This window comes from Amycolatopsis sp. WAC 01376 (genome assembly GCF_003947415.1).
Taxonomy (GTDB): domain Bacteria; phylum Actinomycetota; class Actinomycetes; order Mycobacteriales; family Pseudonocardiaceae; genus Amycolatopsis.
This window is the reverse complement of the sequence record NZ_QHKL01000002.1, coordinates 400,915-423,768: the sequence shown is the minus strand read 5'-3', so window position 1 is coordinate 423,768 and position 22,854 is coordinate 400,915. Positions and strand designations below refer to the sequence as shown.

Genomic DNA, 22,854 nt, shown 5'->3' with positions numbered 1-22,854 from the left:
CCGGTCCGCTAGGGGACGCGCCTCTTCGAGTGCAGGAAGAAGCCGGCGACACCGATGAGGAGCAAGCCGCCGAAGATCAGCAGCGGCACGAAGCCGGTGTCCTGCGCGTCGGGCGCGGGGCCGCCGTCGCCACGAGGCATCACTTGGGCGTTGTAACCGCCGGCCTTGCCCTCCTGGGCGTACGGCGAGTTCGCGAGCAGGGCGCCGTAGCGGCCGGAGACCGTCTTCTGGTACTCCGCGAGGGTGACCGAAGCACCGGCCGCGGAACCACTGGCGCCCGAGTCGAGCAGCGTCACCCGGCCGTCGCGCAGCGCGTACCAGGCGTCGACCTGGGGTTCGTGGAGCAGCGCCGCGCCGGCGGGCAGCCGCCGGGCCAGTGCGCTTTCCCGGTCGCCCGAAGCGATGTTGCCGACGCGCCAGGCGCCGTCGTCGCCGCGGACCGACCAGAGGGTCGCGGTCTGCCCGTCGGACGCCGTCACCGGGACCGCGACGTAGGCGAGCCGTCCGGCGACCGCGCCGTCTCCGGCGACGAAGTCCCTCGAAAGCTCGTAAACCGGGAAGGAATCGTCGGAGACGCTGACTGACGGCGTTTGACTCGAACCACTCGTCTGGGTGAGGAAGCGACCGATTTCGGCACGCAGCGTGGGGTCGTCCGCAGCCGCCTTCGCGGCCGCGAGATCTTCACTGGACAGGTGATCCGCGCGCGCTCCGGGCGCCGAGATCAGCAACGTGACCGCGACCAGCCCGGCGAGCCCGAGGAGACGCCGCGCGCTCATCGCCGGATCCCGGAGAGGGTGTGAGTCCAGGTGAAGGACTTGTTACCGGCGTAGAAGTCGTAGGTCGACCGGTTGTGGCGGCTCCCGGTGGGCAGTGGATCCCCCCACGAGACCCACTTCCGGCCGGCGTCGGCGCCGTAGAGCACGTGCATGTGACCGCCGCCCGCGGCCCAGCCGACCCGCGTCTGTACCGGCTTGCCCGCGCCGGTCTGCGCATGGACGGCGGCGAAGGGCACGCGGCCCTTGACGTAGTTCCCCGGGGAGGAGAAGCCGAGCTTGCCGAAGGCGCGCCGGACGTCGCCCAGCGTTCCCGGCTTGTCGGCGCACTCCCGGCGACGCTCGTCGTGGGCGATCCGGCAGAATTCGTTCTGGGTGAGGGCCACACCGTGGTGTGCCGCGATGGTGTTGCCGGAAGCCACCCAGCACCACTGGGACTTCTCCTGCACCTGCATGGCGATGGGGTGCCGGACGGCAGCCGGCGAGGGCAGCGCGCTCGCCGGGGTCTGGATCGCCAGCCACGCCGCCAGACTCGCGGCGCCGGCGGCGCAAACCCTGCTCGAGAACACAGGCACGACGGGCCTCCTGGTCACCATGGCGAACCAATGTGGTCACAACGGTGAACAGAAGGTTCACGCAGAGCAAGATGGGCACTCGGCGGAACGGACCGTTCCGGGGCGTTTCCACACCCCGGAACGGTCACTCTTCCGGGGTCAACCACCCCGAACGGGGGACGTAGTGTTCACAGTGCGCTGCTAACGTGAACGTTCCGCGGTGTTCACGCTCAGCGCACACACTGGTCTGGTGAAGGGACGAGCGGTGACACGAGACGGTGTCGATGCGTTCTCGGCGGGAGAGCATGCCTCGACTAGGGCCGACACCCCGACGATCATCGACGGCACGCGCCGTCAATCGCTCGAAGCCCTGCCCAAGGAGCTCGTCGAGGCCCTCCGCAGCGGCGAGTTCCACCACGCCCTGCGGCAGGCGATCGCCTACCGGGGGCTGTCCCTCGCCCGGCTCCGTGCCCACCTCGGGCTCCGCGGTGTCCAAATCGGACAGTCGACATTGAGCTACTGGCAGCGCGGATTGCGCCAGCCGGAGGTACCCAAGGCGCTCCCGGCCGTGCGTGCGCTGGAATCGGTGCTGCAACTACCCCCGGACGCGCTCGTCGTACTGATCGGACCGCGGACGACACGGGCGCGCGGGCATCAGATGGCCGCGTCCTTCCATGACATCCGGTCCGGCGACATGGGCTCGATCGTCGACCAGCTGCTGGCCGAACTGGGCGCGTACCCGTCGTCCAACCGCTACAACGCCGACCTCGAGATGCTCGCGGTGCACGACACGATCACCTTCGACGCCGCGCACCGGCAGGTCGGTCTCCAGACCCGGCTGGTGTGCCGGGCCCGGCGGCACGGCCCGGACCGGTACGTCACCGTCTACAACGGCGACCCCGGCTGCAACATCGGCGACGTCGAACTGATCACCGCCGAGGGCTGCCGCGTCGGCCGGATCCGGCGCAACGCCGAGGCCGAGACGATGGCCACCGAGCTGCTCTTCGACCGGAAGCTCGCCGAGGGCGAGATCCACGTGTTCTGCTTCGAGGTCCGCGACGATTCCGGCACCGCGTCGCCCGGCTACTTCCGGATGCTGCGGGACCAGTGCTCGAGCTATCTGGTGCAGCTCAAGTTCGCGCTCGGCGCGCTGCCCGCCCGCTGCACGCGGCAGTTCCGGACCCGCGACGACGCCGTGCCCGTCGAGTCCGAGGAGCTGCCGCTCGACATGGGCGGCGTGACCAGTGGTTTCTTCAGCGACGCCGGGCCGGGGCTGGCCGGCATCGAGGTCGAGTGGCGCTAGCGCGTGCCATGAACGGTCCGTTACTTGCAAATTTTGCCAGTAACGGACCGTTCATGGCAGCCGTCAGTACCGGTAGTGGTCGGTCTTGAACGGGCCTTCGACGTCCACGTCGATGTACTCGGCCTGCTCCTTGGTCAGCTTCGTGAGCTCACCGCCGAGCGCGTCGAGGTGGATCTTCGCGACCTTCTCGTCGAGCTTCTTGGGGAGGCGGAAGACCTCCTTGTCGTACTCCTCGTGCTTGGTGAACAGCTCGATCTGCGCGATCACCTGGTTGGAGAAGCTGTTCGACATCACGAACGACGGGTGCCCGGTCGCGTTGCCCAGGTTCAGCAGACGGCCCTCGGACAGCACCAGGATGCTCTTGCCGTCAGGGAAGACCCACTCGTCGACCTGCGGCTTGATGTTGATCCGCCGGATGCCCGGGTAGCGCTGCAGGCCCGCCATGTCGAGCTCGTTGTCGAAGTGGCCGATGTTGCCCAGGATCGCCTGGTGCTTCATCCGCGCCATGTGCTCGACGAGCACGACGTCCTTGTTGCCGGTGGTCGTGATGATGAGGTCGGCCTCGCCGAGGACGTTCTCCAGCTTCTTGACCTGGTAGCCGTCCATCGCCGCCTGCAGCGCGCAGATCGGGTCGATCTCGGTGATGATCACCCGCGCGCCCTGGCCGCGCAGCGATTCCGCGGCGCCCTTGCCGACGTCGCCGTAACCGCAGACGACCGCGACCTTGCCGCCGATGAGGACGTCGGTGCCGCGGTTGATGCCGTCGATCAGCGAGTGCCGGATGCCGTAGCGGTTGTCGAACTTCGACTTGGTCACCGCGTCGTTCACGTTGATCGCCGGGAACAGCAGTTCACCGGCCGCGGCGAGCTGGTAGAGCCGCAGCACGCCGGTGGTGGTCTCCTCGGTGACCCCGCGGATGCCTTCGCCGATCTTGGTCCACTTGCCGGTGTCGGCCGCGACCGAAGCACTCAGCAGCTGCAGGAACACGCGGAACTCGTCCGAGGTGTCCTCGTCCGGCGAGGGGACGACGCCTGCCTTCTCGAACTCGGTTCCCTTGTGCACCAGCATGGTGGCGTCGCCGCCGTCGTCGAGGATCATGTTGGGACCCTCTCCGTCCCAGGTCAGCATCCGCTCGGTGCACCACCAGTACTCCTCCAGCGACTCGCCCTTCCAGGCGAACACCGGAACGCCCTTGGGCTCCTCGGGCGTGCCGTGCGGGCCGACGACGATCGCCGCGGCCGCGTGGTCCTGGGTGGAGAAGATGTTGCAGGAGGCCCAGCGCACCTCGGCACCCAGTGCGACGAGGGTTTCGATCAGGACCGCGGTCTGTACCGTCATGTGCAGCGAGCCCGAAACCCGGGCTCCCCGCAAGGGATACACCTCGGCGTATTCGCGGCGCAGCGCCATCAGGCCCGGCATCTCGTGCTCGGCGAGGCGGATCTCCTTGCGGCCGAACTCGGCGGCCTCGAGATCGGCGACGGCGAACTCGATGCCGTTGCGGGTGTCGTGCCGCTTGGCAACGCTTTCGGGGGTCATATGCGCGCTTCCTCCAAGGTTGGATGACATCGGAACAGTACCGTTGTCGGCTCAGTCCCCACTGAACGGTTTGGAGGCCTTCACCGTGGTCATGCCGGGTCCCGACACCCGCGTCGTCGAAATACGCGTACCCGGGCTAGTGGGCACGAGCGGTGAAAGCCTGCTGGATTCGACGTCTGTCGTCGACGTCGCGGGCGACGGCATCGGCAGGCTGATCCGGCCGTCGGACCGGCTGCGCCGTCCCGCTCCCGGTCCGGTGCTGCCCGCGCTCGGCCGTTCGATCCCGCGCATCCTCGAAGGCTACCTGTGGAGCGGGATGACCTCCGGTGGCGCGGCGAAGGCGACGTGGGCGCTGCTGTTCCCGTTCTCGCTGGCGAACGTCGCGCATTGGATGCTGCCGCCGGTCCCGGAGGGCAGGCGGTCCGCGGCGGTGCTCGGCGCGGTTTGCCGAGGGCTGCTGCGGGTGGCCTCGCTGCTGCTGACGATGTTGCTGATCAGCCAGCTCGCGGTGGTCTCGCTCGACCTGTTCGCCGCGCAATGCCTCGCCCCGGGTTCGTCCTGCCTCGAAGGGGCGCCGTCGTTCCTGCGGGACTTCGCGCCGCTGCGGACCGCGATCGGGGTGGTCCCGCTGCTGGTGCTGATCTTCGTGCTCGACCGGATCCCGTCGTCGGACTGGCGGTCACGGAACAAGCGGCACCGCGCCCACAGTTCGAGCCCGCTGCAACCGCAGGACCTGCCGCGGACGCCGGGCCTGCGCACGCTGCACACCGTCGCCGCCTTGACCTGTGTCGCGCTCCCGTTGCTCGGCGGGCCGTTCCGGCTGCCGACGGTGACGTTCGACCTGATCGTCTGGATCTGCGCGCTGGCGCTCGTCCTCGCCGCGCTGGTGGCCTCGACGGTCGGCTTCTCCGCCGGACCGGTGATCCGGGGCGGGGTGATCGCGGTCGCCGTCGTCCTGGTCGGGATCGCCGTCGTACGCCGGACGCCGCTGCCCGCGGGTCTGCCGGGCGGCGGGCTCGGCGGAGCGGACGGGACGGTCGAGGCGCTTGGCGCGGCGATGGTCGCGGTGACCTTGCTGTTCGCGCTGGTGCTCGCCCCGGCTGCGCTGCTCGGCCGGTCGGCCTGGAAGCATCTGCCGCACCGGCTGCGGCCCTGGCTCGGTGGCTGGGCGGCGGCGCCGGTCGTCGCGCTGGCAGGCCTGCTCGGCGGCGGTTTCGGCGCCGGGCTCGCGGTCGCGCTGCGGCAGCTGGTCGGCGCGACCGATCTCCGGCTGCCCGACACCTACTCCCTGGTGACGGTGCTGTGGGGCGCCGGGCTCGCGCTCGCCGTCGTGCTCGGCGTGCTGGGCTTCGCGGTGGCCGTCCCGCTGCGCCGGTTGCGCCGCGGCATCCCGAAGATCGTCGCGCTGATGGAGATCGACAAGGCGCAGGAAGAGGAAGCCGCGAGTGCGTGGGCCCGCGCTTCGTGGGAACGCAAGCATCTGCACCATCTCGCGCTCACCGTCGCGCTGGCGATGGCGGCGGGCGGCGGCGCACTCCTGGTGCTGCGCTTCGGTTTCGGCCCGCTGCCCGACTGGTTCAAACCGATTTCGGCGATCGGCGTGTTCGCGCTGGGCGCGATGGCGGCCGGGCTGCTGCGCGTCGTGTTCGCCGCCGCGACCACCCCCAAGCGCAGCCGTCACCTCGGCGCGCTGGCGGATCTCGTGTGCTTCTGGCCGCGTGCCGCCCATCCGACCGTGCCGCCGAGTTACGCGCTCAGGGTCGTCCCGGAACTCGCGGACCGGGTCAAGGAGCATCTTGCCGAGCCGGGCACGCGCGTCGTGCTGTCCGGGTACAACCTCGGCAGCCTGCTGACCGTGCTCGCCGCGGCGCGGGTGATCGCCGATCTGCCGCCGGAGGACCGCGACCGCGTCGGACTGCTGACCGCGGGCTCACCCCTGCAATGGGGTTATCAGCGCGCTTTCCCCGCGATGCTGCCGCAGGAGCAGCTCGCCGGGTTGTACGAGGATCTCGACGGCCGCTGGCGGGCGCTGTGCCGCGGCACGGACATCTTCGGTGGCGGAGTCACGACGTGGCGGCATCGCGTGGTGTCCGGGAAACTGCTGGGCGACGGCTATCTGCCCGGCGGCGGGACGGGGCCGCTGGCCGCCGAGGCCGACGAGCAAGGCGTCCTGGTGCTCGGCGGCGACCACTGGCTGCCCGACCCGATGCGCGGGCCGACCGGACGGCATCGCTGGGCGCCCGGCGTCCTCAAGCACACGGATTACGTCGTCGACGCCGAATGGGACAACGCCGTCGCGATGGCCGCCGGTCTCGGCCGCCCCCGCCCCACGAACCCTTGGGGCGAGCAGGGATCGCTGTTCGGGGACTTCCCGCAAATGCGCTGAAGGCCCCCTTCACGAGGAAGAGGGCCTTCAGGCGTCAGCTAGTTTCAGTCGGCCTTGCGACGCACGCGCAGCAGGACCAGGACGCCGGCACCGGCCAGCACCAGCAGGCCACCGGCCCACAGCAGCCAGGCGTTGTCGAAACCGGTGTCCGCGAGGCCGCCACCGTTGCCACCGTTACCGTCGACCGCGGGGGCCGGGGCGGTGGTGCTGGTCGGGGCTTCGGACGTCTGGGACGGCTTGTCCGTGGTGGTCGGGGCCGAAGTCGGCGGCTTGGCCGTCGAGGTCTTCGTCGGCTCGGACGGCTTCGGCTGCTCGGTCGGCGGCGTCTTCTTCTCGCCGCAGACGAACCAGTGGCTGATCTGTGCCTGCTGGTCGCCCTTGTTCAGCGGCGAACGCAGCTGCGTCCACGGCGGGTTCTCGGGCAGCCCCTTCTCCCCGGGAACGTAGACGTTGTAGCCGTGGCCGCCCTTGACCACGATCGCCGTGACGGTGACGCCCTTGGCGACCTCGGTGATGTTGAGGTGGATGTCCTTCTGCGTGCCGCCGGTGAAGGTCAGGTCCGAAGTGGGCAGGACCTTGCCGGGCAGCTTGGCACCTTCGCAGGTGGTGGCGTTCTCAGCCACGACCTGGGTGGCGCGGTCGTCGCTGCGGGTCGCGAGGGCGGTGCCCGCGGTGCCCAGCAGGGCTGCGGTGGCGAAGGCGACGACGGTGACGGCGGAGCGGACGCGCCGTCTGGACTTGATCTGCATTCAGAGCTCTCCTGTACCGATCGGGGGACAAACGAGCAAAGCGTGGCGCCTCTTTGGAGGGATGAAGGTCGACTCGCGGTAGGTCTGCACGAGTCCCGTTCACCCGTCAGGGGGAAGCAGAGACCGGACGCTATCGCACACCGATTTCACACCGAAACCGGGGCCCCCGACAAAACGGCCCACCATCCACAAAGGAATGGTGGGCCGCCGAAACGAGAAAGATCAGTCCGGAACGGACGTCGGGACCTCTTCCTTGTTCTGCTTGCCGAGCAGCGAGTTGCGACGGCTGTAGGCGAAGTAGATGACGACGCCCAGCGCCATCCAGGCCAGGAACCGCAGCCACGTGAGCACGGTCAGGTTCAGCATCAGCCAGAGACAGGCGACGATCGCCAGGATCGGGATCAGCGGAACCAACGGCACGCGGAAGGCGCGGGGCAGATCGGGCCGGGTCTTGCGCAGCACCAGCACGCCCGCGGAGACCAGAACGAAAGCGAACAGCGTCCCGACGTTGACCATTTCCTCGAGTTTGTCCGCCGGGAAGAACGTCGCCGCGACCGCGACCAGCCCGCCGACGACGATGGTCGCCCGCTTCGGCGTGCCGTTCTCCCCGGTCTTCGCGAGGCTGCGCGGCATCAGGCCGTCACGCGACATCGCGAAGATGATCCGGATCTGGCCGAGCATCAGCACCATGACGACGGTCGTCAGCCCGGCGAGGGCGCCGACGGAGATGATGTTGGCCGCCCAGTCGACGCCGTTGACCGCGAACGCGGACGCGAGCGTCTTCTTGCCGCCGTCACCCGCCGAGGTGGCGAGTTCCTTGTAGTTCACCATGCCGACGACCACGAGTGACACGGCGACGTACAGCACCGTGACGATGGCGAGCGAACCGAAAATGCCGCGGGGCACGGCCTTCTGCGGGTTGCGGGTCTCCTCGGCGGTGGTCGCGACGATGTCGAACCCGATGAACGCGAAGAACACCAGCGACGCCGCGGCCAGCAGGCCGAAGACGCCGAACGAACTGCTGCCGCCACCGGCGAACAGCGAGAACAGCGACTGGTCGACCCCGGTGGACGCCGACTCCGCGGCGGACTGGGCCTCCGGGATGAACGGGGTGTAGTTCGAACCCTTGATGTAGAAGATGCCGAGCACGATCACGAACAGCACCACCGCGACCTTGATCGCGGTGATCACCATGGAGAAGCGCGAAGACAGCTTCGTGCCGACGGCGAGCAGCGTGGCCAGTACGAGCACCACGAGCAGGGCGCCCCAGTCGACCGGGATCGGGCCGAGCTCGAACGTCGTCTTCGTGCCCTTGCCGAAGATGTACGAGAGCACGGTTTCGAGGTAGGCGGACCAGCCCTTCGACACCGCGGCCGCGCCGACGGCGAGTTCCAGGATGAGGTCCCAGCCGATGATCCACGCCATGAACTCGCCGAACGTGGCGTAGGAGAACGTGTACGCGCTCCCGGCCACCGGGACGGTCGACGCGAATTCCGCGTAACAGAGGGCGGCCAGCGCGCAGGCGATGGCCGCGAACACGAACGCGAGCGAGACCGACGGCCCCGCGAAGTCACCGGCCGTGCGCGCGGTGAGGGTGAAGATCCCGGCACCGATGACGACGGCGACACCGAAGACGGTGAGATCCCACGCGCTCAGGTTCCGCCGGAGCTTCGTCCCCGGCTCGTCGGTGTCCGCGATGGACTGCTCGATGGTTTTCGTACGCCACAGACCGTTTCCGGGCACCCTTGACCTCCTACACCTGACTGCGGTTCAAGGGACCCTATCGCCCGGCGGTGACGGCAGCGCGGTGGGAGAGCAACCAAGTACCCGGAGGTCGCGGCGGTAATCGGCGGTGTACGGACAGTTGCTCCGGGCCCGTTCGTGAAGCGACTGCGAAACTCTCGTAGATGTCATGAAAGGGTCGTTCAGGACGTTTTTCGTCCTGAACGACCCTTTCATGACATCTGAGGAGCGAACCGCCGGCCGGGCTCAGGCCAGTGCGCGATCCAAGTCCGGCTCCAGGTAGATCAGCTTCGCCGTCGGCACCTTCGCGCGAACACGCGCTTCGGCGTCGTCGATGGCTTGCGCGATGTCGGCGGTGTCCAGCCCGGGCACCAGCGCGAGCTTCGCGGCCACCAGCATCTCGTCCGGGCCGATGTACAGCGTGCGGATGTGGATGACCCGCTCGACCTTGCCGGCGGCGAGTTCGTCGACGATCGCGTCGAGGTCGGTCTCGGTGGCGCCTTCGCCGATCAGCAGGCTCTTCATCTCGATGATCAGGATGATCGCGATGATCCCGAGCAGCACGCCGATCGTGACGGTGCCGATGCCGTCCCACACCGGGTTCCCGGTGACGACCGACAGGCCGACACCGGCGAGCGCGAACACCAGGCCGAACAGCGCGCCCGCGTCCTCCAGCAGGACCACCGGCAGCTCGGGCGTCTTGGCCTGGCGGATGAACGCCCACCAGCCCGCGTCGCCCTTGATCTTCTTGGACTCCTGGATCGCGGTGTAGAAGGAGTAGCACTCAAGCCCGATCGCCACCACGAGGATGCCGACGGCCACCAGCGGCGAGGTCAGCCCTTCGGGGTGCGAGATCTTGTGGATGCCCTCGTACAGCGCGAACACCGAGCCGAGGCTGAAGAGCATCAGCGCGACGATGAACGAGTAGAAGTACCGGTCCCGCCCGAAGCCGAAGGGGTGGGTGCGCGTCGCCTTGCGCTGCGAGGTCTTCTGTCCCAGCAGCAGGAGGCCCTGGTTCGAGGTGTCCGCGAGCGAGTGCACGGACTCGGCGAGCATCGAGGACGATCCCGTGATGAGGAAGCCGGTGAATTTCGCGATCGCGATTCCGGCGTTCGCCACTAGCGCGGCGATGATCGCCTTGGTTCCGCCACCTGCAGACACGTGCAACTCCCCGGATGGTGTCCCGATATGCCGGGTTCGAAGGCTAGCAGTGCAGATGAGCCCGTACGCGCCGGGCGGGACAGGTCACAGAATTGTCGGGCCCCCTCGCTAGTGTCGCCCCTCTCATGACCTGGGAGGTGCCCGTGCCGCGATTCGGCGTGCTCGGACCGTTGACGATCGAGAGCCCATCCGGGCGGCGGACGACGCCGCGCGGCGATCATCAGCGTGCCCTGCTGGCCGTCCTGCTGCTGAACGCGAACTCGCCGGTCCCGGTCGACGCCCTGGTCGAGACCCTCTGGCCGGAGACGCCGCCGAAGTCGTACTCCTCGAATCTGCACACGTACGTCTCCCGTCTGCGGGCCCGCTTCGAGGGGCTGGAGATCGAGCGGGATCCACACGGTTACCGGCTGATGGTCGAGCCCGGCGACCTCGATCTGCTGTCCTTCCGCGAAGCCGCCGACGACGGGAAGGCCGCGGCGCGGGCCGGCGATCCGGCGGCGGCCGCGGGGCACTACCGCCGGGCGCTGGCGGAATGGCGCGGACCGGTCCTGTCCGGACTGCACATCCCCCGGCTCGACGCGGACGTCGCCCGGCTCGAGTCGGAACGGCTCGCCGCCTTCGAAGACTGTGTCGACGCCGAACTGTCCGACGGCAGGCACGGCGAGCTCACCGGCGAACTCCAGGCGATGATCACCGAACATCCCCTGCGCGAGCGGCTGGCCGCGCAGCTGATGATCGCGTTGCACCGCGCCGGGCGGCAGGCCGATTCGCTGGCCGTCCACCGCGATCTGCGTGCCACCCTCGTCGAGGAGCTCGGCGTGGAACCCGGCGCCGAGGTCCGCCGCGTGCACGCCGCCGTGTTGCGCGGTGAGGATCCGGTGCCCTCGGCCAAGCCGGCGCCGGTCTTCCCGATCTGCCAGCTGCCGCCGGACATCGCGGATCTCGCGGGCCGCGAAGACGAGATCGCGAAACTTTCCGGGTTGCTCGGCGATGGCGCGGGAGTCCCCGTCGCGGTGATCACCGGCCAGCCCGGCGCGGGCAAGTCCACCCTCGCGGTCAGCACCGCGCACAGGCTCCGCCGGTCCTTTCCGGACGGGCAACTGTTCGTCCCGCTGGCCGGCGCCTCCAGCCCTCGCGACCTCGCCACCGTCCTCGGCGACCTGTTGCGCGCGCTGGGCGTCACCGGCCCGGCCATCCCGGACGACGTCGACGCCAGGGCGGCGGTGTATCGCGGCCGCCTCGCCGATCGGCGGGTCCTCGTGGTGCTCGACGACGCCGCGAGTCCCGATCAGGTCCGCGCCCTGCTGCCGGGAACGCCGGGCAGCGCCGTCCTGATCACCAGCAGGCGGCGGCTTTCCGGGCTCGCCGGGGCGGATCGCCTCCACCTCGCACCGCTGTCCGGCGCCGAGGCGATGGCCCTGCTGGCACGGCTGGCCGGGCCGGACCGCGTGGGCGCCGAAGCCGCGGACGCGGAGCGGATCGCCAAGGCCTGCGGCAATCTCCCGCTGGCGCTGCGGATCGCCGGCAGCAGGCTCGCCATGCGGCCGGGGCTGGCGCTCGGGAAGCTCGCCGGGAAGCTGGAAGACGAGGTCTCGCGCCTCGACGAGCTCCAGGTCAGCGATCTCCAGGTGCGCGGCAGCATCGCGTTGAGCTATCAGGCGCTGAGCCCGGCGGCGCGGCGCGCCTTCCGGTTGATCGGCCGCTGCCGCACCCTCGACCTGCCCGCGTGGGCGGTGTCGGCCCTGATCGATGATGAAGGCTCGGACGAGGCCATCGACGAACTCGTCGAGGCCAGCCTGCTCGAAGCCACCGGTCTCGATCCGACGGGTGAGCAGCGGTTCCGCGTGCACGACCTGGTGCGGGTGTTCGCCACGGAACTCGGCAGGGAACTGGAGACCCGCGCCGAGCGGGTGGCCACCGTCGCGAAGGTGTCGGACGCGGCGTTGTGCCTCGCCGACACGGCGGCCCGCCGCCTGCCGAGGACGGTGCCGATGCCGTTGTCGGATCACGATGTCCCCGTGCAACCCCTGGCAGGCGAAGTGGTCGAGCGGCTGCTGCGTGATCCCGGCACCTGGTTCTCGGTGGAGCGGGCCAACCTGGTCGCCGCCGTCTCGTCGCTGTGCGCCGTCGGCTGGCGGCGGAAAGCGTTGCGGATACTGGAAAGACTGAGCGCGTACCTGTACTTGCACAGCCACTACACCGATATGCGGACGGCGTACGAGACGTTGCGCGACGCCGCCCGCGAGGCGGACGACCGGCACATCATGGTCATCGCCGAGGCGAATTTGGCGGTGCTGCTGCATGTTCGCGGCGAGTACGAACGCGCCGTCGAGGGCTATCGCGAATGTTCGAAGGAATTGGCGGAGCTGGGCGATCTGGCCACGCAGGCGTGGGTGGAGACCAATCTGGCGCACAGCCTGGTCGGGCTCGGCCGGGCCGGGGAATCGCTGCACGCCGCGACCCAGGCCCGCGAACTGTCCACTGTGGAGGATTCCGGAACCCACGCGCGGCGAGCGGAATCCGCCGCGCTGCACAGACTGGGCAAGATCTCCGAAGCGTTGGAGATCGATCGCCGGATCCTCGCCCAGGCGCGCGAAAGCGGTGACGAGCGCCAGCTCGGTGTTGCCCTGCAAGGACTTTCGTGGTCGCTGATGCTCGACGGGCGCCCGGAGGAGGCCTTGGAGACGATCGAGGAATCGGTCCGGGTCCTGCGGCGGACGACGGCGAAATCGGCACTGGCGAAGTCGTTGCGCACCCAGGGCGCGATCCTCGCGGGCGCCGGACGGCGTGACGGCGCGGTGAAGGCCTACGAAAACGCGCGGCGGCTGGCCGGAGCGCTCGAAGAACGGCCGAGGGAGCTTTCCTGTACGCGGGCGATCGCCGCGAGCTGGATCGGCGACGGCCGGGCCGATCGCGCGATCCCCGTGCTGCGCCGCTGTCTCGACGAATTCCGTGCCATGGGCGGGAAACCCGCGACCGGCCTCACCCTGCACGTGCTGCGCAGGGCGTACGAGGCCGTCGGGGAAACAGAAGCGGCCGAGGCGGCGGGCGAAGAGGCGAAGCGATTGGAAGTCCCCCACGACGCCAACGCTTCGACCCTCGTCCGGTTGCTGTTGTCGCTCACCGAACCCGCCCCGGCCTGACCGAGCGGTGCCCGACCCCTCAGACGGGCACCACCCGGAAATCATCATCGGTCCGCAATCACCATCAGTCCGGTCACAGAGCGGCGAGCCGTGGTTCACGCCGTCCGGCGGAGAACCAGGCCAGCGCGATCACCAGCACCCCGTTGGCCGCGGCGTCCCACACCGGCGCCGAGGCGGGCCCGAGTCGCGCGACCGCGAACACGTTGATCAGCCCGGCGACGGTCAGCATCACGCGGACGGGCTGGGTGCCCGTCACCACCAGCGCGGCGGTGAGCAGGACCTGCGCGCCGAGCGAGACGAGCACGACCAGCGGGAGGTTCAGCCTGCTCTCCGCGCCGGCGGCGAGGCCGTGCAGGCCGGAGCCCGCGGCTTTGATCGACTCGATCGCGTCGCCGGCGAATCCCGCCAGCGCCTGCGCCGAACCGGCCAGGTCTTGGCCGCTCGGCAACGGAAGCACCAGGTCGACGACCGGGACGAGCGCGGTCACGACGGCGAGTCCGAGCGTGGCGAGCAGAGCGGTGGGGCGCGCGGAAACCGGCACCCGGTAAGCGCGTCCGCTCGCCGCGTCGGGATGGGAAGTCACTACTGCTGCTCCTTGGCTATCGACATCCGGGACGAGCCGACGCCAAGCGCCGGGTCACCCCTTCGGGCGATAGTTGCGGAAGCCGCCACACGGAACGCACACACTTCGGCCAAGCGACTCCGCATTTAGTCCTCTGGATGCGGTCCTTGCGTGTGCAAGTACCGCATCCAGAGGACTAAATGCGAGGAATCAGCAGGTGCCGGCGGTGGCGCGAAACACCTGGGTGCGCTCAGCGGAAAGCGGCCGCACACGGACGGCGGGGTCGGCGGCCGGGAGCCAGACCGACTGGCCGCGGCGGAGCTCGACCTGTTCGCCGTCGTCGGCCGTGACCTGCAGGCCACCGGCGGTGCACAGCAGGATCTGCGGGCCGACGTCGTGGACGGCGACCTCGCCGCCGTCCCCGGCCTCCCATTCGATCCGCGACAGCTCGAACTCCGGCGCGTCGGTGCGGTACACCGACAGGCGCCGGTCCGAGGCGGTCTTTCCCGCCGAGGGCCCATCGGCGCTGCCGCTCTGAACCGGCATCTCCCCGCACGCGAAGTCGACGACGCGGAGCAGCTCCGGCACGTCGACGTGCTTGGGGGTCAGTCCGCAGCGCAGGATGTTGTCCGAGTTCGCCAGGATCTCGACGGCGGTGCCGTGCAGATACAGGTGCAGGTTGCCGGCGGGCAGGTAGATCGCCTCGCCCGCGCTGAGGGTGAGCCGGTTGAGCAGCAGCGCCGCGAGCACCCCCGCGTCCCGCGGATGCGCTTCGCCGAGTTCGAGGATGGTCCGGCATTCGACGTCGAACTCGCCGTGCCCCTGGACGTGCTTCACACACGAATCGAGGACTTCGGGCAGCAGTTCGTCGAGCGCGGCCTGCGGCAGCGTGATCCAGGTGGTGAACAGCGCGCGCAGCCCGGCCGGATCCGGCTGGGCCTCCAGCAGCACCGCGTACTTCGCCAGCCCGGGTGTTTCGATCGCCTTCAGCAGCGACATCGTGCGTTCCGGGTCACGGAAGCCCGCCAGCGCGTGGAACTCGGTCAGCGCGCAGACGAGTTCCGGTTTCGCCGTCGGATCCGGGTAGTTGCGGTTCGAGGCGTCGCGCGGGATCCCCGCCGACTCCTCGCGCGCGTACCCCTCCGCCGCCTGCGCGGCCGACGGGTGTGCCTGCATCGAAAGCGGCTCTTCGGCGGCGAGGATCTTCAGCAGGAACGGCAGCCTGCCGCCCCAGCGTTCGGCGCAGGTCGTGCCGAGCTGGCCGACCGGATCGGCTTCGACGAGTTCCAGCAGGCTCCGCTCGGTGCCGTCCGGGCCGATGACGTGGGACGGGTCACCGGGGTGGGCGCCCATCCACAGCTCCGCCTCCGGATGCGGCGCCGGCACCGGACGCCCCAGCAGCTCGGGGATCGTCGTTCTCGATCCCCACGCGTAGGGCCGCACGGCATTGCGCAGCAGCTCCACTGTCACCTCAACTCCTCGCCGGGCACGGGTGGTGCCGGCCCTCATTGCTTACGTCGCGCTCGGGACTCACGCCGTTGCGGGCGTGTACCTCCCGGCGCCGCCGATGCTGCCGACGGCCAGCCCCAGATAGACCGCGGCCAGCTCGAAACGCAGCGCGAGAACGGCCGCACGCACGATCTCGTCCGTTTCGATCTCTTCGGCCGGGGCGATCACATCCGCACCGGGCAGCAGGTCTTCCGCCTCATAACGGGCCGCGTCCGCGGCCGGTCCCGTCCGAACCGAGAGGAGCAACACCCTCGGCGCCGAACCGTTCCCCTCCTCCGGGTCCGCGAAGATATCGCGATCCCGGCCGCCGGACAACGCCGCCCGCCGCAAGGCGGGCCTGGCCAGCGCCTGGCGGTAGTCCTCCGCGTCACAGACGACGGCGGCGTGCGCGGCGAACGCGTGGGCCGCGTGCTCGCCGAGGGCGACGGCGACCGGGTCCAGCCCCCACAGCAGCGGCTGCCGGTCGGCCATCTTCAGCGCCATCGCCTTGGCCGGGTTCGCGAACGAATCCCTGGACAGGTAGTCCTTCTCTGCTTCCGCGTCGAGGTGGTCGGCGAGCTGCTCCAGGTCGGCCACGAGCAGGCCGAGCGCGTTCGCGGTCAGCAGGGCGGCCGCGAGACCGCGCGGGAAGGCCATCTCCGGCGGAACCGGGATCCTCGGCGCGAGCAGCAACCCCTTGCCCGCGACGGCGGCGGCCACCGGGCCTTCCGCGGGCGCGGACAGCACGACCGTCGCCCCGAACCGAGCGGCACGTTCCAGCGACGCGGCCAGCTCGCGGTCACCGGCGTCGTCGGTGTGCGCGAAGACGACGTCGAGCGCGCCGATCCAGCTCGGCACCACCTCGGCGACGACCACCGGCACCGGGCACGACGGGGCGAGGAGCGCGGCGATCAGCCGGGTCAGCGTCCGGCTGACGCCCGGCCGGTCGATCAGCACGAGCGAGCGCGGGCGGCCGACGTCCAGTCGATCGCTCAGCTCGAGTTCGGCCGCGGCTTCGGCCGTCGCCCGGACCTGGGCGCCTGCCATCGCGGCGGCACGGAGAAGCCCCGCGGTGTCGGCCTCGGCCAGCCTCGCGGGATCGTCGAGCAGGGAATCGTCAGGGACCGTCGGCATGATCGCCATCCGGGGTCGTCGGCTCGGTGGCTTCGTCCAGCAACAGTACCGGGATTCCATCACGGACCGGATACACCCGACCGCACTCGGTGCAGGTCAGCGCGTCGGCTTCCGGGTCGGCCGTCGTCCCCGGCCGCAGCGGCGCGTGATCAGGGGACGGGCAGGCCAGGATCTCCAGCAACTGTGCGTCGAACGTGACGGCCATGGTTACTCCCTACCTGTGGGACGTCTCGATGTGTGTTTTCACGACACATTCGTTACCCACGGACGATCGCCAATACGTCTTCGGTCAGCGCCCGGACGGCCTCGGCGTCGGCGGCCTCGACGTTCAGGCGGAGCAGCGGCTCGGTGTTGGACGGGCGCAGGTTGAACCAGCCGCCGCCGGGAAGCTGCACGGTGAGCCCGTCCAGTTCGTCGATTTCGACCCCTTCGCGGGCGCCGAACGCGTCCTTGACCGCCATCATGCGCGCGACCTGGTCGTCGACCGTCGAGTTGATCTCACCGGAGGCCGCGTAGCGCGAGTACTCCGCGGTCAGCTCGGACAGCGGTCCCGTCTGCTCGCCGAGGGCGGCGAGGACGTGCAGCGCGGCCAGCATGCCGGTGTCGGCGCGCCAGAAGTCGCGGAAGTAGTAGTGGGCGGAGTGCTCGCCGCCGAAGATCGCGCCGGTCTTGGCCATCTCGGCCTTGATGAACGAGTGCCCGACCCTGGTGCGCACCGGTTTGCCGCCGTGCTCGGCGACGATCTCCGGGACACCCTTCGACGTGATCAGGTTGTGGATGATGGTGCCGCCCGGCTCCTTCTCCAGCTCCCGGATCGCGACCAGCGCGGTGATGGCGCTCGGCGACACCGGCTCACCGCGCTCGTCGACGACGAAGCAGCGGTCCGCGTCGCCGTCGAAGGCAAGACCCGCGTCGGCGCCTTCTTCGCGCACCTTCGCCTGGAGGTCGACGATGTTCTTCGGGTCGAGCGGGTTGGCCTCGTGGTTCGGGAAGTTGCCGTCGAGCTCGAAGTACATCGGCACGACCTCGATGGGCAGGCCCCCGAAGACCGTCGGGACGGTGTGGCCGCCCATGCCGTTGCCCGCGTCGACGACGACCTTCAGCGGGCGGCTGCCGGACAGGTCGACGAGTTTGCGCAGGTACGCCGCGTAGTCCGCGAGGACGTCCTTCTCGGTCACCGAACCGCGCTGGCCTGCGAAGGCGGGCACGCCCTGCTCGACGGTGTCGCGGATCTCCGCGAGACCGGAGTCCTGCCCGACCGGGGCGGCGCCGGAGCGGCACAGCTTGATGCCGTTGTACTGCGCCGGGTTGTGGCTGGCGGTGAACATGGCGCCCGGCAGGTTGAGCGATCCGGACGCGAAGTAGAGCTGGTCGGTGCTGGCGAGGCCGATCGACACGACGTCGAGGCCCTGCGAGGTCACGCCGTCGGAGAAGGCGGCGGACAGCTCGGGCGAGGAGTCGCGCATGTCGTGACCGATGACGATCGCGTCCGACTCGGGTTTGATCAACAGGGCGAAGGCCGAACCGAGGTCGCGGACGAGTGCCGCGTCCAGCTGCTCACCGACCACGCCGCGAATGTCGTAGGCCTTCACGATGCCCGAAAGGTCTGGCACGCCTGCTCCCCGCCAATAGTCTCGTTACAACGCCCTCTGGCGCGCTCGAAAGCCTACCGGCGGTCCCCCGCGTCAGGCTCGGCCGGGCAGGACGCGCAGGTGGCCGCGCCTGCCGGAGGGGCCCTCGGGTTCGGGCTCGGGCGCGGGCTTGTCGGAACGGCCCGCTTCACGCACGGCCTCGGCCAGCGCGGTCAGCTCGTCGGCGGACGGGTCCGGAGCGGCGAAGGCCCCTTCGTGCCGGACGACTTCCCAGCCCTTGGGCACGGTCAGCCGGAGGGCGTGGGCTTCGCAGAGGTCATAGGAGTGCGGTTCGCTCGCGGTGGCCAGTGGCCCCACGACGGCTGTCGAATCGCTGTAGGCATACGTGAGCGTGGCGACAGCGGGTTCGAGACAACCCGTTCGCGAACACTTTCGTACGCTCCGCACGATCGAGAACGATAGCGCGTCGCGGGCCGGGCGTACCGGCGACACGCGCTTTGATTCGCCGAGCGCGTACCCTTCGGTTCGTGGCGACGGCTCGTGATTCCCGACAGCGACGGCGGATGCGCCGGGACCGGCACGGCCGGGGCCTGCGCGGAGCGCTGTATCCGTCGACCCTTCCTGCCGCCGCTAGCAGGGCGGAAAGGTTCGACGCGCTGGTTTTGGACGCGCTCGAACCGATCGAAGCGCGGTGGCGGCACGAGCTGACGAAGCTCGACGTCGCCGTCGACGACGTCCCCGAAGTTCGCTCGGATGGCGCACCGACCGGAGTGGACGGCGTGTTGCACGACGGCGCCGTCCCGCTGTCGCGGCTCGTGCCCGCCGGCGTCGACCGCGCCGGCCTCCCGACGCGGGCCCGCATCGTCCTCTACCGCCGCCCCCTCGAAGCGCGCGCGAAAGACCCCGCCGAACTCGCGGAACTCGTCCACGACGTCCTCGTCGAACAGGTCGCGGGCTACCTGGGCGTCGAACCCGACGTCATCGAAGGCGAATAACCCTCACCCTCCGCACCCCAGCCCCCGCCCTTCCCCGGGGGGCGTCCCCAGCCCAGCGTATCGCAGGGTAGCGACGGGACCTGCGGAAACGGGACCGGAGGGCGAAGTTGTCCACAAGCGGAAAGGGCTGTGGACAACTCCAGAGAGAGGCCGGACGCTGAAAGCGGGCGCCCCCAATGTGGCATTGGGGACGGTGAGTGTCCCCAATGCCACATTGGGGGCATCCGGCATCAGGGGGCATCCGGCATCAGGGGCTGGCCGGGGCTGGAGCAGGAGCTCGGCAGCGCGAGCGTCCTGAAGGGCACCTTTGGGACGCTCAACGTCTCAAAGGGCACCTTCAGGACAGCGAAGCCGAAAGCCTCAAGAAACCCTGGGTCGCCTCCGCGTAGGCACGGCGGTCAGCAGCGTGAACAGCACCGCCGCCACCTGCGCCAGCAGCAGCAGGTTCCGCGTGGTGCCCTGGTGCTCCACCACCACCTCCGAAGGCGTAGGCGGCACCGAGACCGCGACCTGGTGGCCCCAAGCCCGCACGATCGGCACGGCTTTGCCGTCCACGCTCGCCTGCCAGCCGGCCTCGAACTCCGCGGCCAGCACGAGCAGCCGCCCGGTCGGCCCTTCCGAGACGCGCACCCGCACGTCCGGCAGCCCGGCCTGCACCGGAGCCACCCCGGGCGACGCGCCGGGCGCGCCCTTCCCGGTCACGGCGGCCTGCGCCAGTTCCGGGGAGATCAACGCCACCTGCCCACCGGCCGGCACCAGGCGAAGCACCGGACGCCCGTCCGAAGTCGGCGCCGCCGGGGCGACCAGGTCACGCGCGAGTTCGACGAAAGCACCGCCGTCGGCACCGCTCGGCAGAACGACATACGAGACCCCCGAGGCCAAAGCCGCCGCGAACGCCTGTTTGACCGCGTCCGGCGAGCCTTGCAGAAGGTCCCGGCGCCACGAGGCGAGCCGATCGGCGCTGCCCGGCGTCGGCGCGAGTTCGTCGTCGCCGAAACTCGGCAACCGCCCACCGGTCTGCCGGGCGAGGTCACCGATCACCAGCACCGAACGCCCGCTCGCGGCCAGCTCCGCGGAAATCTCCGGAGCGAGCGAAGGACGCTCACCCGAACGCAAAGGTCCTTCCCGTCCGGCGACGACCGCACCGGTCGCCAGCGCGAGCAGCACCAGCACCCCGGCCACGGCCGTGACCTTCGCCAGCCACGGCGCCGGGTCGACACCGGACCCGCCCCGCTGCCAGGTCGCCAGCACCGTCCACAGCAATCCCGCGCTGATCACCAGCAGCGGCACCCCGGCGTACCCGGTCGCGCGCGCGCCGCCCGACATCGGCGTCACCGCCACGAACCGCACCGCCACGAGGCCGAGCACCCCCAGCACGACGACCGCGACACCGCCGCCCGCGCCCTTCGACGGCCGGACGACCAAGGCGACGATCGCGGCCGCGACCAGCGCCACCCCGATCGGCCACGCGCCGGGACCGCCAGGGTCCAGTCCGGCGAGGTCCGCCCCGGACGCGGCCGTGGCACCACCGCCGAGCCCGTGCAGCAGCAGTTCCGGATGCCGCAGCAGCACACTCGGCCACGGCAGCAGCAACGCCAGCGGCAGGAAGACCACGATGCCGACCGACGCGATCCGCCGCGCGAGCCCGGTCGGCGAAGGCAGCACCACGAACCCGATCACCAGGCCGACCACGGCCAGCGCGTGCGCCAGCGGCGAGAAGGCGCCGATCAGCGCCAGCCCGATCGCGCTCAGCGCGGAAACGTGCAGCCATCGCGAGTCCGCGCGGACCAGCAGCCCGACGATGCCCGCGATCACCAGCGGCAGCAGCAGATGCACGACGACGACGTCGAGCCGTCCCTGTGCGACCGAAGCCGTCGCCGCGGGAAGCACGCCGTACGCCGCAGCGACGACGGCCCGAACCCAGCGACGCACGCGAAGGTGCCGAGTGGCGGCGTACGCGCTCAGGGCGGCGAGCGGGATGTCGCCGATCAGCAGGATCGCGACCAGCGCCGCGGGTCCGCCGATCGGCGTGAAGATCGCGCCGAGGGTGCCCAGCACCGGCAGCGTCGCGGGCGCGGGACTCGCCGTCCCGCCGGCGACCGCGTGCCACGGCGCGAGATACGACGACCAGATCTCGCCGAGCCCGCCGACCGGCAGCAGCTTCCCGCCGAACAGATCGAGCCCGAGCCGGGAACCGTTGATCACCAACGCGAGCGCCGTCAGCGCCACGAGCACGATCACCGGCGGCGCGAACACGGTCGCGCCGAGCACGCGCTTCCGGTCGACCTCGACGAACACGAGTTCCGGTTCCGGCCGCCTGCCGCCGTCACGCGGCACCGGGGACGGTTTCGGACCCTCCGAAGTGGATTTCTCGGGAACCGCGACAGCGACGACCGCGCTGGGCCGCCGCAGACCCGTCCCCCGCGAGCCGACCCCGCGCATCGCGCCCGCGGGCAGCGCGCCAGGGCCGACGGGACGATCCTGCCCGGCCTTCACGGCCTCCGGCGGGATCCAGGCCCCTTCCTGATCCGCGCTTTCAGGCACCGTCCCGAGCGCGAAATCCCGTTCCACCCCACGCCGGACGAGGCCGACGACACCGGCGCGGACGGCGTTGCGCAGCCGCGTCATCCGCCCGGTGAACAGACCGCGGACACCGCCGGTCTTCCGGCGTCCGGCGCGGGCCGCGCGCAGCCCGCCGACGGCGCGCAGCAGGTACCAGGTGGCCGCGAGTTCCGCGCCCGCCTCGCCGGTGCGCCGCAACAGCAGGAACGCCAGCGCCCGCAACACCGCGAAGACCGGAATTCGAAAAAGGCCGAACCAAAAGGACAGTGGGGAGCAATTGACGAGGAACACCCGGAGCCCGTGCGCGCGGTTCGCCGTCGCGAGGGGAAGGCCGAGGGCGTCCGGTTCGCGTTGCCCGGTGCTGAGCGCGCGAGCGTGCCGGAGCCGGGCCGCCGGCACCGAAAGCACGCGGCCGCCGGCGGCGTTGGCACGCCAGCCGAAGTCGAGATCCTCGCGCAGCAAGGGAAATCCGGGGTCGTAGCCGCCGAGGTCGTGCCAGACTTCGCGCCGCACCAGCGATCCCGCGCTCGGCACGGCGAGCACCGCGGTGTCGGTCTCATCGGGTGAGATCTGCTGCCGGTGGCCGATGGCGTCGGTCGACAGCCCGGCTTCGACGATGAGCCGCGGATCGCTCCAGTCCACCGCGAGCGGACCGAGCACCGTCGCCTCGGGCTCGTTTTCGGCCGCTGCCAACAGATTTTCGAGACAGTCGGGTTCCGGCGCGCAGTCGTCGTGCAGCAGCCAGAGCCAGCCGCCGGGGTCACCCCAGCGTTCGACGGCGTGCTCGACGGCCTCGCCGACGGCGGCGCCGAAGCCGACATCACGGGAAAGTGTGAGAATTCCGTCCAAGACCGGCGCTTCGCCGACAGACGCCGCGTCGGCGAGGATTTGCGCGGTCCGGTCAGTGGAACCGGTGTCGACCGCGAGGATGTGCCGCGGCCGGACGCCGCTGCGCCGCAGCGCGGAAAGCGCCAGTGGCAACCAGTTCTCGCCGTTGTGACAGACCACAATGGCCAGTACGGGGACCGTGCGCAGCGCAGGTGACGCGGCAGTGCGAGACAACGGGCACTCCAGATGTGGCGGCGAAGTCGAGTGCCGCCACCCTACGACGCGACCCTGTCACCCGTTGGTGGCCCCACTATGTGGAAGCGGGCGGAAGCGATCTCCGGCGCA

Annotated in this window: 17 protein-coding genes; 4 read left to right on the top strand and 13 right to left on the bottom strand. The window is 70.3% G+C overall.

Annotation, left to right across the window (positions count from 1 at the left end; all coding sequences use genetic code 11):
* Positions 1-8: 8 nt before the first annotated feature.
* Both DMH03_RS11265 and DMH03_RS11260 read right to left on the bottom strand, forming a co-directional pair.
* Positions 9-776, bottom strand: a complete 768-nt coding sequence (locus tag DMH03_RS11265; RefSeq protein ID WP_125791950.1) for a hypothetical protein — start codon at positions 774-776, stop codon at positions 9-11.
* Complete coding sequence (locus DMH03_RS11260; RefSeq protein ID WP_125792888.1) at positions 773-1,342, bottom strand: papain-like cysteine protease family protein; 570 nt, start codon at positions 1,340-1,342, stop codon at positions 773-775. The genes DMH03_RS11265 and DMH03_RS11260 overlap by 4 nt, the downstream gene beginning before the upstream one ends.
* Positions 1,343-1,592: 250 nt before the next feature.
* Here DMH03_RS11260 and DMH03_RS11255 point away from each other — a divergent pair, with 250 nt between their 5' ends.
* Positions 1,593-2,630 (top strand): hypothetical protein, encoded by a 1,038-nt coding sequence (locus tag DMH03_RS11255; protein WP_125791949.1) that lies wholly within the window; start codon positions 1,593-1,595, stop codon positions 2,628-2,630.
* A 63-nt stretch (positions 2,631-2,693) separates the two neighbouring features.
* On the opposite strand, the gene ahcY is transcribed toward DMH03_RS11255, so the two are convergent.
* On the bottom strand, positions 2,694-4,166 hold the full coding sequence (ahcY, locus tag DMH03_RS11250; protein WP_125791948.1) for an adenosylhomocysteinase: 1,473 nt from the start codon (positions 4,164-4,166) through the stop codon (positions 2,694-2,696).
* Between the two features lie 91 nt (positions 4,167-4,257).
* On the opposite strand from ahcY, the gene DMH03_RS11245 reads away from it, so the two are divergent.
* A complete protein-coding gene (locus tag DMH03_RS11245) occupies positions 4,258-6,552 on the top strand; it encodes a hypothetical protein (RefSeq protein ID WP_233611435.1) in 2,295 nt (764 codons plus the stop codon).
* 44 nt (positions 6,553-6,596) lie between these two features.
* Here the strand turns inward: DMH03_RS11245 and DMH03_RS11240 are convergent, their stop codons facing one another.
* The 3 genes from DMH03_RS11240 to DMH03_RS11230 all read right to left on the bottom strand — a co-directional run bounded on the left by DMH03_RS11240 (position 6,597) and on the right by DMH03_RS11230 (position 10,205).
* A complete protein-coding gene (locus tag DMH03_RS11240) occupies positions 6,597-7,301 on the bottom strand; it encodes an LPXTG cell wall anchor domain-containing protein (RefSeq protein ID WP_125791947.1) in 705 nt (234 codons plus the stop codon).
* Positions 7,302-7,523: 222 nt separating this feature from the next.
* Positions 7,524-9,044 (bottom strand): amino acid permease, encoded by a 1,521-nt coding sequence (locus DMH03_RS11235; protein ID WP_125791946.1) that lies wholly within the window; start codon positions 9,042-9,044, stop codon positions 7,524-7,526.
* Positions 9,045-9,290: 246 nt separating this feature from the next.
* Positions 9,291-10,205 carry a cation diffusion facilitator family transporter gene (locus DMH03_RS11230; protein ID WP_125791945.1) on the bottom strand — a complete coding sequence of 305 codons (915 nt, stop codon included), beginning with the start codon at positions 10,203-10,205 and terminating at the stop codon, positions 9,291-9,293.
* A 143-nt stretch (positions 10,206-10,348) separates the two neighbouring features.
* Between DMH03_RS11230 and DMH03_RS11225 the strand changes: the two genes are divergently transcribed.
* Complete coding sequence (locus tag DMH03_RS11225) at positions 10,349-13,348, top strand: BTAD domain-containing putative transcriptional regulator (RefSeq protein ID WP_125792886.1); 3,000 nt, start codon at positions 10,349-10,351, stop codon at positions 13,346-13,348.
* A 73-nt stretch (positions 13,349-13,421) separates the two neighbouring features.
* Here the strand turns inward: DMH03_RS11225 and DMH03_RS11220 are convergent, their stop codons facing one another.
* The 6 genes from DMH03_RS11220 to DMH03_RS11195 form a co-directional block, all read right to left on the bottom strand.
* Positions 13,422-13,931, bottom strand: coding sequence for a hypothetical protein (locus tag DMH03_RS11220; protein ID WP_125791944.1), 510 nt, complete (start codon positions 13,929-13,931; stop codon positions 13,422-13,424).
* Between the two features lie 189 nt (positions 13,932-14,120).
* A complete protein-coding gene (gene manA / locus DMH03_RS11215) occupies positions 14,121-15,374 on the bottom strand; it encodes a mannose-6-phosphate isomerase, class I (RefSeq protein WP_125792885.1) in 1,254 nt (417 codons plus the stop codon).
* A gap of 66 nt (positions 15,375-15,440) precedes the next feature.
* Positions 15,441-16,532, bottom strand: coding sequence for a hypothetical protein (locus DMH03_RS11210; RefSeq protein WP_125791943.1), 1,092 nt, complete (start codon positions 16,530-16,532; stop codon positions 15,441-15,443).
* Positions 16,516-16,737, bottom strand: coding sequence for a Trm112 family protein (locus DMH03_RS11205; RefSeq protein WP_125673982.1), 222 nt, complete (start codon positions 16,735-16,737; stop codon positions 16,516-16,518). Before DMH03_RS11205 ends, DMH03_RS11210 begins: the two co-directional genes overlap by 17 nt.
* A 52-nt stretch (positions 16,738-16,789) precedes the next feature.
* Entirely contained in the window at positions 16,790-18,145 is a 1,356-nt protein-coding gene (locus DMH03_RS11200) for a phosphomannomutase/phosphoglucomutase (protein WP_125791942.1), read from the bottom strand.
* A gap of 72 nt (positions 18,146-18,217) precedes the next feature.
* Positions 18,218-18,571 (bottom strand): DUF3499 domain-containing protein, encoded by a 354-nt coding sequence (locus tag DMH03_RS11195; protein ID WP_073848429.1) that lies wholly within the window; start codon positions 18,569-18,571, stop codon positions 18,218-18,220.
* A gap of 116 nt (positions 18,572-18,687) precedes the next feature.
* On the opposite strand from DMH03_RS11195, the gene DMH03_RS11190 reads away from it, so the two are divergent.
* Entirely contained in the window at positions 18,688-19,119 is a 432-nt protein-coding gene (locus DMH03_RS11190) for a metallopeptidase family protein (RefSeq protein WP_125792884.1), read from the top strand.
* A 360-nt stretch (positions 19,120-19,479) separates the two neighbouring features.
* Here DMH03_RS11190 and DMH03_RS11185 read toward each other — a convergent pair whose 3' ends face one another.
* Positions 19,480-22,743, bottom strand: a complete 3,264-nt coding sequence (locus tag DMH03_RS11185) for a glycosyltransferase family 2 protein (protein WP_233611432.1) — start codon at positions 22,741-22,743, stop codon at positions 19,480-19,482.
* Between the last annotated feature and the right edge of the window lie 111 nt (positions 22,744-22,854).